General features: G+C 74.9%; 8 protein-coding genes. All 8 read left to right on the top strand.

Annotation, left to right across the window (positions count from 1 at the left end; all coding sequences use genetic code 11):
• Positions 1 to 98: 98 nt before the first annotated feature.
• The 8 genes from ABZ990_RS28915 (at position 99) to ABZ990_RS28880 (ending at position 13,764) form a co-directional block, all read left to right on the top strand.
• Positions 99 to 1,094 (top strand): glutamate ABC transporter substrate-binding protein, encoded by a 996-nt coding sequence (locus ABZ990_RS28915; protein WP_361237801.1) that lies wholly within the window; start codon positions 99 to 101, stop codon positions 1,092 to 1,094.
• A 20-nt stretch (positions 1,095 to 1,114) separates the two neighbouring features.
• Positions 1,115 to 2,521, top strand: a complete 1,407-nt coding sequence (locus ABZ990_RS28910) for a hypothetical protein (RefSeq protein ID WP_361237798.1) — start codon at positions 1,115 to 1,117, stop codon at positions 2,519 to 2,521.
• A 59-nt stretch (positions 2,522 to 2,580) separates the two neighbouring features.
• Complete coding sequence (locus tag ABZ990_RS28905; protein WP_361237795.1) at positions 2,581 to 5,013, top strand: tetratricopeptide repeat protein; 2,433 nt, start codon at positions 2,581 to 2,583, stop codon at positions 5,011 to 5,013.
• 2 nt (positions 5,014 to 5,015) lie between these two features.
• Positions 5,016 to 6,428: a PP2C family serine/threonine-protein phosphatase gene (locus ABZ990_RS28900; protein ID WP_361237792.1), complete on the top strand. Its 1,413-nt coding sequence runs from the start codon at positions 5,016 to 5,018 to the stop codon at positions 6,426 to 6,428.
• A gap of 129 nt (positions 6,429 to 6,557) precedes the next feature.
• Complete coding sequence (locus ABZ990_RS28895) at positions 6,558 to 7,889, top strand: VWA domain-containing protein (RefSeq protein ID WP_361237789.1); 1,332 nt, start codon at positions 6,558 to 6,560, stop codon at positions 7,887 to 7,889.
• Positions 7,890 to 7,938: 49 nt separating this feature from the next.
• Positions 7,939 to 9,456, top strand: a complete 1,518-nt coding sequence (locus ABZ990_RS28890) for an FHA domain-containing protein (protein ID WP_361237787.1) — start codon at positions 7,939 to 7,941, stop codon at positions 9,454 to 9,456.
• A 313-nt stretch (positions 9,457 to 9,769) separates the two neighbouring features.
• Positions 9,770 to 10,174, top strand: a complete 405-nt coding sequence (locus tag ABZ990_RS28885) for a globin (protein ID WP_361237784.1) — start codon at positions 9,770 to 9,772, stop codon at positions 10,172 to 10,174.
• Between the two features lie 260 nt (positions 10,175 to 10,434).
• Entirely contained in the window at positions 10,435 to 13,764 is a 3,330-nt protein-coding gene (locus tag ABZ990_RS28880) for an ABC transporter permease (RefSeq protein ID WP_361237781.1), read from the top strand.
• Positions 13,765 to 13,902: the final 138 nt, after the last annotated feature.

The raw sequence follows: 13,902 nt of genomic DNA, 5'->3' as shown, positions 1-13,902 counted from the left end.
TGTGCGAGTTAGTGTGCTCGCGAGCGCCCGGGAGGGCCTTTGGAGTCACAGGAGTTCACGATTGCCCCATTTGATGCGGGAATGTTGGCTTAAGTTCGATGGGGCTGGGGTGCGCCCTGACGGCCTCGCTCGCGCTGGTCGGGCTGCCGCACGCCGGTGCCGGGACCGACCTGCCGCTCCGGCCCGCCGCGGGCGCGGACGGACTGGTGCAGGTGAGCGCCGCGGATTCCTGCCGCGACCCCGAGGCGTCGCTGAGCCCCTCGGGCGCCGACGGCGCCTCGGTCACGATGATCAAGGCGCGCGGCAAGCTCGTCGTCGGCGTCGACCAGTCCAGCTACAACTGGGGCTTCCGCACTCCGCCGACCGTCACCCGGCAGCCCGACGGCTCGATCAAGGAGACCCCCGGCGAGCTGCGCGGCTTTGACATCGACCTGGCCAGGGCCATCGCCAAGGACATCCTCGGCGACGAGAACAAGATCGTCTTCCGCACCATCCCGACCAACCAGCGGATCGCCGCCCTGGAGAGCGGGAAGGTCGACCTCGTGGTGCGCACGATGACGATCAACTGCAAGCGGGCCGAGCAAGTGGCCTTCTCCACCGCCTACTTCCAGGCCGGTCAGCAGGTCCTCGCCCCCAGGGCCTCGCTGATCACCGGCTACGACCACTCGCTGGACGGCAAGCGGGTGTGCACGGCCGAGGGTTCGACGGCCTACGAGGCGCTGGAGCGGGAGTCGTTCGGCTCGGTCTACAAGGACAAGGGCGACGGTACGAAGGACGACCCGGACCTGCTCACCGTGCCCAACCAGCTGGACTGTCTGGCCCGGCTCCAGCTGGGCGAGGTCGACGCGGTCGTCACCGACAACGCGCTGGCCGCCGGCCAGGCCGCGCAGGACCCGGCGGTCGAGCTGAAGGGCAAGCCGTTCACCACCGAGTACTACGGGGTGGCCGCCAAGCTCGGCAACGACGACCTGGTCCGCCGGGTCAACCAGGTGCTCGTGCACTACCGGCAGGGCCCCTGGCAGAAGGCGTACGACACCTGGCTGAAGGCGGACCTGCCCGGCATATCCGGGCCGCCGGCCCCGAAGTACAAGTAGCGGAACGAAAGAGGTGATCGATGGGCGTCGCGGGACTCCCCGGGCCGGTGATGGACCGGGACGAGGTGGACCGTGCGCTGGCGCGGCTCGGCGCGGAGCACAAGGCGGTCGAGGACTCGCTCCTCGCGCTCCAGGACCACGCCGGCCGCAGGCTGCTCGAAGGTGCCGAGCTGACCGGGACGACCCGGGACCGCTGGCAGCGCACCGAGCGGACGATCACCGTGCTGTGGGCGTGCTTCGAGGCGTACACGGACGCCCTGCACGCCGCCCGTGAGGTGCGCTCCCGGCGGCGCTGGCCGGGCAAGGAGGAGCTGACCGAGCTGACCGGGCTGCTGCGCGGGGAGCATGTACAGGTGCCGGGCGGGGCGGGCGAACAGGCCGCGCTGACCGAGTCGTTCACCCTGGAGGGCCTGGTCGCCCGGATGAACGAGCTGTACGCGCGTTCGCTCGACGTGGTGGTGACGGCCGACGCCGTCTGGTCGGCGCTGCCCGCCCGGATAGATCTGCTCGCCGCCGAGCTGGGCCGGACGCGTTCGCTGGCGCACTCGGTCGGGGTGCGGCCCGGGGAGCATCCGGCCGGGGACGATCTGGCGGAGATCACGGCCGAGCTGGCGGCGCTGCGCACCCAGGTGGTGTCGGATCCGCTGGCGTTCTGGCACTTCGCCGGGGGCAGTTCGGCGCCCGGCGGCGGGCGGCCGGACACCGGGCGGTACGACCGGGCGGCGCTCGCCCTGGAGGACATCCGGCGCGAGATCGAGGCGGTGCTCCAGGTCCGGCAGGACGCGGAGGACCGGCTGCTGCGGCTGCGGGACGTGCTGTCGCGGGCGGATCGCACGCTCGCGGAGGCCAGGTCGGCCCGTGTCGAGGTGCTGGCGAAGATCGCCGCCTGTGAGGTGCCCCCGGTCAGCGGCCCGCCGACCGCCCTCCAGGAGCGGCTCGTGACGGCCGCGGAGCACCGCCGGCACGCCCGCTGGCACCGGCTGTCGCCGCTGCTCGACGCCCTGGAGCGGGAGGCGGAGGACGAACTCCTGCGGGCCCGCGAGTCGTTGACGGCGGTCACCGCGCCGCTCGCGGTGCGCGCGGAGCTGCGCGGCCGGCTCGACGCGTACAAGGCGAAGACGGCCCGGCTCGGCGCGGCGGAGGATCCGCTGCTGGTCGAGCGGTACGACGCGGCGCGCCGGATGCTGTGGAGCGCGCCGTGCGATCTGCGGGTCGCCGAGCAGGCGGTGCTGCGCTACCAGCAGGCCGCGGCGGAGGCGCTGTCGGCGCCGCGGGATTCCGCCGGGGGTGCGCCAGGCGGCCAGGTCGGCCAGGGTGGCCTGGGCGGCTTGGGCCACGGCGGCGGAAGCGGCTACGGAAACGGCTTTGGCGGCCCTGGCGGCCACGGCACGGGGGACGGTTCGGACGGCAGGGAGAGCCAGTGGTGAACGGGGAGCCCCTCGTGGGCAGCTGTCAGCGTCCGTCGTGCGAGGGATCGTACGAGGACATGGGAGGCGGCGAGCTGTACTGCGACACCTGCGGGCTCGCCCCGGTCGTCGCGCCCGGCGGTGTGCTCGCGGCCAACCCGACGGGTGTCGCGGTGCCGGCCCGGGAACCCGCCAGCGCTTCGGTGCGCGGCGGCTCGCGCGCCTCGTCGCGGGCGTCCGCGCGGTCCTCGGCGTCCCGGCGTTCGGTGTCCGGGCGGCTGTCGCGGTCCCTGTCGCTGACGGGACAGAGCACGGTGCGTTCGGTGTCGGTGCGCAGCTCGGGTTCGTCGGGCGCGCAGTCGGGGCGGGGCCGGCTCGGCGCCGGTCTGGTCACGATGCCCGGGGTGCCGCGCCCCGATCCGCGCGGGGCCGTCATGGCGAACCCGGAGGTCCCGGAGAGGAAGCGATTCTGCTCGCGTTCCGACTGCGGCGCCCCGGTGGGCCGTTCGCGCGGCGAGCGGCAGGGCCGTACCGAGGGTTTCTGCACCAAGTGCGGCCACCCGTACTCCTTCGTGCCGAAGCTGGCCGCCGGGGACGTGGTGCACGGCCAGTACGAGGTGGTGGGCTGTCTCGCGCACGGCGGTCTCGGCTGGGTCTATCTGGCCGTCGACAAGGCGGTCTCGGACCGCTGGGTGGTGCTCAAGGGCCTGCTCGACACCGGCGACCAGGACGCCATGGCGGCGGCCATCTCGGAGCGCCGGTTCCTCGCCGAGATCGAGCACGCGAACATCGTCCGCATCTACAACTTCGTCGAGCACCTGGACCAGCGCACCGGCTCCATGGACGGCTACATCGTCATGGAGTACGTGGGCGGCAAGTCGCTCAAGGAGATCGCCAACGAGCGCCGTACGCCCGACGGGCGGCGCGATCCGCTGCCGGTCGAGCAGGCCTGCGCGTACGGCATCGAGGCCCTGGAGGCGCTGGGCCATCTGCACAGCCGCAACCTGCTCTACTGCGACTTCAAGGTCGACAACGCGATCCAGACCGAGGACCAGCTGAAGCTCATCGACATGGGCGCGGTCCGGCGGATGGACGACGACGAGTCGGCGATCTACGGCACGGTCGGCTACCAGGCGCCGGAGGTCGCGGAGCTGGGCCCGTCGGTGGCGAGCGATCTGTACACGGTGGCGCGCACCCTGGCGGTGCTGACCTTCGACTTCCAGGGCTACACGAACGTGTACGCGGACTCGCTGCCGGAGCCGGACGGCATCGAGGTGCTGCGGACGTACGAGTCGTTCTACCGCTTCCTCGTACGCGCCACCGACCCCGACCCGGCGCGGCGGTTCGGCTCGGCACAGGAGATGGCCGAGCAGCTGACGGGGGTGCTGCGGGAGGTCGTGGCGCTGCAGTCGGGCCGGCCCCGGCCCGCCCTGTCGACGCTGTTCGGCGCCGAGGTACGGGTCACGGACAGCGAGCTGTTCGCCGAGCAGACGGACGACGTGTCGGTCCTCGGCGCGCGGCGCACCGAGGGGTCGCGGCGCGCGCGCCGGGCGCTGCCGACGGCGGTGGGCGGCCGGGGCGGCGCGTTCCTGCGCCCGCTGAACGTGCCCGCGACCACGCTGGCGCTGCCGGTGCCCCGGGTCGACCCGGGCGACGCCAACGCGGGTTTCCTCGCCGGGCTGCTCGCCGCCGCGCCCGCCGAACTGATCACCGCCCTGCACACGGCCCCGGTCAGCTCGCTCGAACTGCGGCTGCGCGAACTGCGGGCCCGCCTGGAGATGGGCGATCTGGGGGCGGCCGGCCGGTCGCTGGCCGATCTGGAGCAGGGCTTCGGCGACGACTGGCGGGTGGTCTGGTACCGGGGCGTCACGTCCCTGGCGAGCGGCGACCGGGAGAGCGCGGCGCTCGCCTTCGACGCGATCTACGACGCCTTCCCCGGCGAGCCGGCGCCCAAGCTGGCGCTCGGCGTGTGCGCGGAGGTGCTGGGCCAGCTGGACAACGCGACCGAGTACTACCGGCTGGTGTGGGCGACCGACCCGAGCTATGTGAGCGCCGCGTTCGGCCTGGCCCGGGTGCGGCTCGCGGCCGGCGACCGGGCGGGCGCGGTGCGGGTCCTGGAGTCCGTACCGGAGTCGTCCATCCACTACACGGCGGCGCGGGTCGCGGCGGTACGGGCCCGGCTGCGGCGCCGGCCGGCGAACGAGCCGCTGGGGGCGGACCTGACGGCCGCCGCCGCGCAGGTCTCGGCGCTCGCGGGCTTCGGGCTCGACGCGGTGCGCCGTGAGCGGCTGGCGACGGAGGTGCTGGGCACGGCGCTCGACTGGGTGCTGTCCGGCAGCCCCGGCGCGGGCCCGGACGGCACACTGCTGCTCGGCAGCGAACTGGACGAGCGCGGACTGCGCTTCGGCCTGGAACGCTCGTACCGGGTGCTCGCCCGGCTCGCCCAGCGCGGCGAGGAGAGGATCGAACTGGTGGAGCGGGCCAACCGTTTCCGCCCCCGGACGTGGGTGTGAGTATGTCCCTGAAGCCCCAGCCCCCGCACCCCCTGGGCACCTGCCCCGTGTGCGCGGAACCGCTCGAATCGGGGGACCGTTTCTGCGGGGCGTGCGGTTACGACCTGTCGGCCGCCGCCCGGCCCCGGCCGGACCGGCCGACGGTGCCGCTCCCGCTGCCCGTGGACTGGCCCGAGGCCCCGCCGCGGGACCCCCAGGCGCTGTCCACGGCGACCCAGCATCCCGGCGATCTGCCGGGCGTCGCGTCGGGCGGCGGGGAGCTGCCGGCGGTTCCGCTGCGTACGGACGAGGTGCCCGGGGCCCTGGACGGTGCGGGGGCGGGCGTGTCCGCGCCGGACGGTGCGGGGGCGAACGGTCCGGAGCGGGACGGTGCCGCCGAGGCGGACGGTCCTGAGCAGGACGGCGACTTCACGCTCGCCGCGCCCGATCCCCGGGCCGCGCTCCAGGCGGCCGAGGCCGCGGGCGGCGTGGGAGGTACGGGCGGTGCGGGCGGTGCGGGCGACCGCCGGAAGGTGTGCGTGGCCTGCCGGACCGGCCGGGTCGACCGCGACGGCTACTGCGAGCACTGCGGGCACGCCCAGCCGCGCGAGCGCGACCACATGGAGCGGGAATTGCCCTCCGTCGCCGCCGTCAGCGACCGGGGTCTGCGCCATCACCGCAACGAGGACAGCTTCTCCGTCGCCGCCTCGGCCCTGCCCGACGGCTCCCCCGCCACCATCGGCATCGTCTGTGACGGCGTCTCCTCGGCGACCCGCCCCGACGAGGCGTCCGAGGCGGCGGCCGCCGCCGCGAGCGCCGCGCTGGTGGCGGCGCTGCCGGCCGGCACCCATCCGCAGACGGCCATGCACGAGGCGATCGTGGCCGCGTCCGAGGCGGTCAACGCGCTGGCCGCGCCGCCCAGCGGCGAGCGCGAGCATCAGAACGCCCCGGCCTGCACCATCGTCGGCTCGGTCGTCGCCGGCGAGGTGTTCATCGTCGGCTGGGTCGGCGACAGCCGGGCCTACTGGGTGCCCGACGACCGCTCCGTCCCGCCCGCCCGGCTCACCGAGGACGACTCGTGGGCCGCGCAGATGGTCTCGTCGGGGCTGATGACCGAGGCCCAGGCGTACGCGGACGAGCGGGCCCACGCCATCACCGGCTGGCTCGGCGCCGACGCGTACGAACTGGAGCCGCACACCGCCGCGTTCAAGCCGGACCGGCCGGGCGTGGTGCTGGTCTGCACCGACGGGCTGTGGAACTACGCGGAGGGCGCCGAGGACATGGCCCGGGTGCTGCCCGCCGACGCCTCGGCCCGTCCGCTGCACGCCGCGCAGGTCCTCGTGGGCCACGCGCTCGACGGCGGCGGGCACGACAACATCACCGTCGCCCTGCTGCCGTTCGCGCTGCCGCCCGAGGAGGCGGAACCCGCCGTCTGACGAGCCGTCCGGCCCGTCAGGCCCTCCGTCTCCCCTGTCTCCCCTGTCTCCCCGTCTTCCGACGACTTCCGCTGTCGTCCGCTGTCCTTCGCCGTTTCCCTTCTCGTGAGCCGAGGAGCCGCATCCCACATGGCCAACTTCGCCAAACCGACCGGGCCCCAGTTCTCGGTGGACGTGTACCAGAACGAGTTCCTGCCGGAGGGCGGCCGGGACGTCAACGCGATCGTCACCGTCACCGCGACCGGCGGCGGCACCGGCGGCCCGTCCGCCGCCTCCGCCGGATCCGCGGGTTCCACCGCGGTCGTGCTCATGCTCGACTGCTCGGGATCGATGGAATACCCGCCGACCAAGATGCGCGGCGCGCGCGAGGCGGCCGCCGCCGCCATCGACACCCTGCGCGACGGCACCGCCTTCGCGCTGGTGGCCGGTACGCACGTGGCGCGCGAGGTCTACCCGGGCAACGGCAGGCTGGCCCTCGCCGACGCGCGGACCCGGGAAGAGGCCAAGCGGGCGCTGCGCGCGCTGACCGCGAGCGGCGGCACCGCCATCGGCACCTGGCTCCGGCTCGCCGACCGGCTGCTGTCCGCTGCCGAGGCCCCGATCCGGCACGGCATCCTGCTCACCGACGGCCGCAACGAGCACGAGTCGCCCGCCGATCTGCGGGCCGCATTGGAGAGTTGTACGGGCCGCTTCACCTGCGACGCGCGCGGAGTGGGCACCGACTGGGAGGTCGACGAGGTCCGGGGCATCGCCCGGACGCTGCTCGGCACCGCCGACATCGTCGCCGATCCGGCCGGTCTCAAGGCCGACTTCACCGCGATGATGGAGCACGTCATGGGCAAGGAGGTCGCGGATGTCGCGCTGCGCCTGTGGACCCCGGTGGGCGTGGAGATCTCCCTGGTGAAGCAGGTCGCCCCGACGGTCGAGGACCTGGTCGGGCGGCGCAGCGAGGCGGGGCCGCGGGCCGGCGACTACCCGACCGGTTCCTGGGGCGACGAGTCCCGCGACTACCACGTCTCGGTCCGGGTGCCCGAGGCCTCGATCGGTCAGGAGATGCTGGCCGCCCGGGTCTCGCTGATCGTCCCGGACGCGGCGGGCGGTCCGCCGACGACGCTCGCCCAGGGGTTGGTCCGGGCGGTGTGGACGGACGACATGGTGATGTCCACCGCCATGAACCCGCAGGTCGCGCACTACACCGGCCAGGCGGAACTCGCCGATGTCATCCAGCAGGGGCTGGACGCCCGCAAGTCGGGCGACCACGACGGGGCGACGGCGAAGCTCGGCCGGGCCGTGCAGCTCGCGGCGGCCTCCGGCAACGCGGATACGGCGAAACTGCTTTCGAAGGTGGTGGACGTGGTCGACGCCGCGACCGGTACTGTGCGTTTGAAGGCGAAGGTCGCGGAAGCGGACGAGATGACTCTCGAGACACGCTCCACCAAGACCGTACGTGTGAAGAAGTAGCCCGCGCTGCCCGCCAGGGCAACGGACGACGAGAGGGGGAAGCACCGACATGCCTACCTGCCCGAACGGACACCAGTCGGTCTCCGACGACTGGTGCGAGGTCTGCGGCCACCGCATGGCGGCCGGGGCGGGTGCGCCGACGGGTGCCGTACCGCAGTCTCCCCCGCCGCCGCCCGCCTACGGCTACCCCGGACCGGGCGGTCCGGCGGGCCCCGGCATGCCCGGCCCGGGCGGCCCCGGTGGCCCCCGTGGACCTGTCGGACCCGGTGGGCCCGGTGGGCCCGGTGGGCCCGGTGGGCCTCTCGGACCCGGTGGGCCTGCCGGCCCCGGTGGACCCGGTGGGTACGAGCCGGGCGCGACCGCCCAGGCCGAGCTGTGCCCGCAGTGCCGCACCCCGCGTGAGCAGATGGCGCCCTTCTGCGAGGAGTGCCGCTGGAACTTCCTCACGAACACGGCGACCTCGTACACCCCGATCGCCCCCACCGGCCTGCCCGCCCCCGGGGGCGTCCACCTGCCGCCGGGCTTCCAGTCCCCGCCGCCGGGACCGTCGGCTCCTCGACCGCCCGCCGACCCGTTCGGCTACCAGGGCTCGCGGCCCTCGCAGGTGAACCGCCCGGCGGAGCCGCTGAGCACCGACCCGACGCATCTCCAGTCGCCGTCGCAGCGCCCGCCGATGTCCGGTCCGCCGGCGCCCCCGGCCCCCGTCCCTGGTCAGGGACCGGGTCAGGGACCGGGTCAGGGACCGCAGCCGCCGCAGGGGCCCCGGCTCCCGCAGGCGCCCCAGGCACCCCAGGCTCCGCAGGCGTTCCAGTCGGCCCCGCCCGCCGCGCCGGGTCCGGGCATGCCGCCGCAGCCGCGCGCCGACGACGACTGGCTGCTGTCGCCCCCGTCGCAGCCCGGCCCGCCGGCCCCGCCCGCGCCCGTCGCGCCGGGTCCGGGCATGCCTCCGCCGCCCGGCCAGGGACAGGGCGGTCCTGGGCAGGGCGGCCCGGGACAGGGCGGTCAGCTGCCGCCTCCGCCCGGACCGGGCCCGCAGGGTCCCGGGGCCCCCGGCCCGCACGGCTTCGGCCCGGGTCCGCAGGCGCCCCAGGGCCCCGGCATGCCGGGCGCGCCCGACCCGCAGGGGCCGCCCGCGCCGTTCGGCCGGCAGCCCGGCCGGCCCGCCGGGTGGACCGCGGTGATCGGTCCGGACCGCGAGTACTTCATGGCGATGATGCAGCGCAGCGGTCCGGAGGCCACGGGGCTCAACATGCCCGCGTACTCCCCCGAGCAGCGCGTCCCCCTCCAGGGCAGCCAGGTCAGCATCGGCCGCCGCCGGCACTCCACCGGCGAGTCGCCCGACGTCGACCTGTCGGTCCCGCCGGAGGACCCGGGCGTCTCGCACCAGCACGCGGTGCTCGTGGCGCAGCCCGACGGCTCGTGGGCGGTGGTGGACCAGAACTCCACCAACGGCACCACGATCAACGGCTCGCCCGACCCGATCCAGCCGTACGTGCCGGTGCAGCTCGCGGACGGCGACCGGGTGCACGTCGGCGCCTGGACGACGATCACGGTCCGCCGCGGCTGACCCGGATCCGGTCCCGGTCCGGGTCGCGGTCCCGGTCGCGGCCGACCTGACAGAGATCCCCCGGGGTACGCCGTACGACAGCGGCGCCCCGGGACCGGTCGGCCCACCACCGGACCCCGGCCCCCGTACAGCGGTCCCTGTACGACAGTCCCCGAAGCGCTCCCGCTCCTCCCGCCCCCGGCACCGGAGCGGGAGCGCTTCGCGTTTCTCCCCTCCCCGACCTCGCCCGCCCGCCCGGCCGCCGGAAGCGATTTCGGCCACCGTTCCTCCCGGACCCCCGGTCGTTCGCCGGGACGTCTGAGACGATTGACGGGTGAACGAGATTCCGCGCGACACGCTTCAGGAGCAGACCTTCTACGAGCGGGTGGGCGGCGAGGAGACCTTCCGGCGCCTGGTCCACCGGTTCTACCAGGGGGTGGCCGAGGACCCGCTGCTGCGGCCGATGTACCCGGAGGAGGACCTCGGCCCGGCCGAGGAGCGGTTCACGCTGTTCCTCATGCAGTACTGGGGCGGCCCGCGCACCTACAGCGACCGCCGGGGCCATCCCCGGCTGCGGATGCGGCACATCCCGTTCACGGTGGACCGGGCGGCGCACGACGCCTGGCTGAGCCACATGCGCGACGCGGTGGACGAGGCGGGGCTCGCGCCGGAGGACGAGCGCGAGCTGTGGGCGTACATGACGCACGCCGCCGCCGCGATGATCAACACCGCGGGCTGAAGACGCCCGCCCTACGCTCGTATTCCGGCCGCTCCCCCGGCCGACCCGACCACTCCCCCGACCACTCCCCCAACTACTCACTCCGGCCGCTCACTCTGACCGCCCGCTCCCGGACGAACACATTCCGGTGACGGAACCCCGAATACCGGTCACGATCGGATCAAGGTGGGTCGGCAAGCGGTTTCCAGACTCCTTCCCCTCTGACAGCATCCGATGAACGTTCGATACTGAACGATCACGGTGTTTCAGGGGGGAACCGGGTGACGGGCTTCGTACTTCTGCGGGTCAGAGCACACCGGCTGTTGCTCGCCGCCGCCCTGCTCGCCGTCCTCCTGACGACCTCGGTGCTCGCCACCCTGGCCGGTTTCTCCGGCTCGATCGGCGACGCCGCGCTCCAGAGCACCCTGAAGGGCCGCTCGGCGCCCGCCGCCGCCCTCGTCGTCAGCGGCCAGATCCCCGCCGACCACCGGGCGAGCGCCGACGCCGCCGCCCGCAAGGGCGCCGAGCGGACCTTCGCCGGGCTGCCCGTCACCGTACGGAAGCTGGAGACGTCCGGCCCGTACGCGCTGCCCCGCACACTCCAGCCGCCGGCCGCCCGCTCCGGCGACCCGGACCTCACCCACTTCGCGGCGCTCGACCACTCCCGGCTCACCCTGGTCCGCGGCGCCTGGCCGAAAGCCGGCGGCGCCACCGGGCCGGTCGAGAGCGCGATGCCGGAGGAGGCCGCGCGCCGGCTGAAGATCACCCCCGGCACCGTCCTCGACCTCGCCGACCGGCTCGGCGGCAAGCCGCTGAAGACCCGGATCACCGGTATCTACCGGCCCGTCGACACCGCCGACCTGTACTGGCAGCTCGACCCGGCGGGCGGCCGGGGCGTGAAGACCCTGGTCTTCACCACCTACGGCCCGCTGGCCACCGACCCCGCCACCCTCGCCTCCGGCCGGGTCACCTCCGGCAGCACCTCGTGGCTGGGCGTCGCCGACTACACCGGCGTCGACACCGGCCGGATCGCGGCGCTGCGCGACTCCGCGACCGACGCCCCGAAGGCGATCCTGGAGGACACCGCGGGCTTCGGCGCCACCATCACCGCGTACACCTCGCTGCCGACCGTCCTGGAGCAGACCGAACGGGCGCTGCTCGTCTCCCGCTCCACGCTGTCGATCGTGGCCGTCCAGCTCGTCCTGCTCGCCGCGTACGCGCTGCTCCTGGTGGCCCGGCTGCTGAGCTCCGAGCGCTCCGGCGAGACCGAACTGCTGCGCGCCCGAGGCGCCTCGCGCCGCCGGATCACCGGGCTCGCCACCGTCGAGGCGCTGCTGCTCGCGCTGCCCGCCGCCGTCGTCGCCCCGCTGCTCGCGCACCCGCTGACGCTGCTGTTCGCCGACCGCACCGCGCGGGAGGCGCTCGGCCGGCTCGCGCTCGTCCCGCCGCCCGTCGTGTGGCTGGTCGCCGCCGGTGTCGCGCTGTGCTGCGCCGCCGCCGTGGTCGCCCCGGCGCTCGCCGCCGGCGACGGCGCCGCCGTCTCGCTGCGCAAGGGCCGTTCCGCCGCCCTGCCCGGACCCGTCCGCGCCGGGGCCGACATCGCCCTGCTGCTCGTCGCGGGCATCGCCTACTGGCAGCTGGACCGGCAGACCGGCACGGGCGCCGGTGCGCTGGCCGGCGACCGCTCCGGCGGTCTCGGGGTCGACCCGCTGCTCGTCGCCGCGCCCGCCCTGGCGCTGCTCGCCGGCACCGTCCTCACCCTGCGGCTGCTGCCGCCCGCCGCGAAGCTGGCCGAGCGGCGCGCCGCCGGCGGGCGCGGGCTGCCGGCGGCGCTCGCCGGCTGGCAGTTCAGCCGCCGTCCGCTGCGCGGCGCGGGCCCGGTGCTGCTGCTCGTCCTCGCCATCGCCATGGGCATGCTGGCGATCGGGCAGAGCGACACCTGGAACCGCTCGCAGCGCGACCAGGCCGACTTCAAGGCCGGTGTGCCGGTACGGGGCATCGGCGCGGGCCCCGGCGAACTCGCCGACACCGACCGGCTCGCGGCGGTGGACGGGGTGCGCGGCGTGGCCTCCGTACACCGCGGCTCGACCGACCTCAACGGCAAGCAGGCGACCATCCTGGCCGTCGACACCCGGCGGGCCGCCGGACTGACCTTCCGCCCCGACCTCGCCGACGGCTCGCCCGCCGCCAAGATCTCCGCCGTCACCCCGAAGCCGGGCAAGCAGGCCGGCATCCCGCTGCCCGCCGGCACCCGCGCGCTCACCGTCGTGCTGCGCGACAAGGCGCCGGCCGGGACGCCGGGCACCCAGGTCACGGCCGTCCTGGAGGACGCGTACGGGATGCCGTTCCACCGGCTGATCGGCGCCCTCCCGGCCGACGGGCGCAGCCACCGGCTGACCCTCGACCTGCCCGCGCTCGACGGCGGGCACGGCTTCCATCTGTCCGGGCTCACCTTCGACGGCGCGGTCGAGGCGGGCAAGGGCGGGCAGCGCGAGATCTCCGTGGAGCAGGTGCTCTCGGCAGGCGCCAAGGACGCAGGGGCCGCCGGACAGCCCGGACCTGTGGAATCCGCGCCCGCCGCCCTGGCCGACTGGCACGCCACGTACACGGTGGACGACGGCCCGGAGGCGAGCCCGGCCACCTCGATCGCGGTCCGGCCCACCGCCACCGCGCCGCTCACCGCGAGCTTCCTCGCGGGCAGCACGCAGCGGCCCGTCGACCGGTTCGCCGGGCAGGACGTCTACACCGTGTCCATCGACGCGCCCCGCGCCTCGCCGCCCAAGGAGATCCCGGCCCTGGCGACCGACGCCTTCCTCGCCTCCACCGGTGCGAAGAAGGGCGACAGCCTCCAGGTCTCCTTCAACGGCAACACCCTTCAGGTGCGGATCGCCGACACCGTGCGGGATCTGCCGACCACCGGGCCCGGTGCCCGCTCCGTCTCGGTGACCACGACCGTCTCCACGCCCCAGGACGGCGGCGCGCTCCTGGTCGACCTGCCCACCGCGAACCTGGTCCTCACCGGGCGCGGCTCCGCGACCCTGGCCCCCACCGAGTGGTGGCTGGACCCCGAGCCGGGCCGGACGGACCAGGTCGTGAAGACCCTGCGCGCCCGGCCCGACAGCGACCCCACGCAGGTGGTCGTACGGGACGAGGTCGCGGCCGAACTGCTCGGCGACCCGCTCGGCGCGGGCCCCAACTCGGCGCTGATGGCGGTCGCGGCGGCAGCGGCGGCGCTCGCGGCGGTCGGCTTCGGGGTCGGCTCGGCGGGCTCGATGCGGGAGCGGGCCCAGGAGTTCGGCGTGCTGCGCGCGCTGGGCGCGCCGCGCCGCCAACTGGCCCGGCTGATCGCCGCCGAGCAGAGCGTGCTCGTCGGCATCGGTCTGGTGGTGGGTGTCGCGCTCGGCACGATCCTGACCCGGGCGGTCGTCCCGCTGATCGTGCTCACCGGGCAGGCGGAACGTCCGGTGCCCCGGGTCCTCGTCGAACTGCCCGTGGGACACGTGCTGTTGCTGCTCGCGGGGGTGGCGGCGCTGCCGCTGGCCATCGTGGTGGCGATCGCGCTGCGCCGCCACGACCCGGCCGTCACGCTGCGCTCGCAGGGGGACAACTGATGGCCCCGGGTTCACCGGGTTCCCCCGGGTCCGGGGATTCCCCGGGCGCCGGCGAATCCCCGGACCCGACGGACCTCGTGGGCTCCACGGGCTCCAGCGATCAGGTCCAGCCCCCCGCACCTCCCGCGCAGCCCTTGT

Origin of the sequence: Streptomyces sp. NPDC046203, from assembly GCF_040646255.1 — a bacterium.
GTDB lineage: Bacteria > Actinomycetota > Actinomycetes > Streptomycetales > Streptomycetaceae > Streptomyces.
The sequence above is the reverse complement of the archived record's forward strand: the minus strand, read 5'-3'. Positions and strand labels throughout refer to the sequence as shown.